General features: G+C 72.8%; 1 protein-coding gene. It reads right to left on the bottom strand.

The genetic code is table 11. From position 1 onward, the window contains the following. On the bottom strand, positions 1-671 hold a 671-nt coding region (locus tag IE329_RS40030; protein WP_229928169.1), incomplete at its 3' end, for an AMP-binding protein. Positions 672-756 lie beyond the last annotated feature (85 nt).

Genomic DNA, 756 nt, shown 5'->3' with positions numbered 1-756 from the left:
GGCGGGGCGACGACCACGGTGCCGCCGGCGAGCAGGGGCACCCACAGCTCGTAGGTGGCCGCGTCGAAGGCGTGCGGCGAGTGCAGCAGGATGCGGTCGTGCGCGCCGCCCCGCCAGCGGCGGTCGGCGGCCAGGTCGGCCACGTCGCGGTGCCGGACGGCCACGCCCTTCGGGACCCCGGTCGAACCCGAGGTGAACATCACGTACGCCAGCTGGTCCGGATCCACCGCCACCGCCGGATCCGTCTCCAGCAGCGGCAGTTCGTCACCGGGCCGGAGCACCGTCGCCGTGTGCTCGAAACCCGGCTCGGCACGGTCGGTCAACAACACCCGCGCACCCGTGTCCGCCAGCACCCCCGCCATCCGCTCCGCCGGCAGGCTCGCATGCATCGGCACATAGAAACCACCCGCCTTCAGCACCGCCAGCGTCGCGACCACCACCTCCGCCGACCGCTCCAACAGCATCGCCACCGGCGACTCCGCACCCACCCCCAGACCGATCAGCCGATGCGCCAGACGGTTCGCCCGCGCGTTCAACTCCCGGTACGACAGCTCAACCCCCTCCGCCACCAACGCCACCGCATCCGGCGACTGCGCAACCCGGGCCGCGAACAACCCCGGCAACGAACCCGCCACCACCGGCACCGCCGTGTCGTTCCACCCCTCCAGCACCAACTCCCGCTCCACCGAACCCAACAACTCCACCCGGCTCACCGGCACCGAAGGATCCGCCGCCACCGCCGCCAGCAACCGCCCC

This window comes from Kitasatospora indigofera, from assembly GCF_014655955.1.
GTDB classification, from domain to species: Bacteria; Actinomycetota; Actinomycetes; order Streptomycetales; family Streptomycetaceae; genus Kitasatospora; species Kitasatospora indigofera.
Note: the sequence above shows the minus strand (reverse complement) of the source record. Positions and strands in the feature narration are given on the sequence as shown.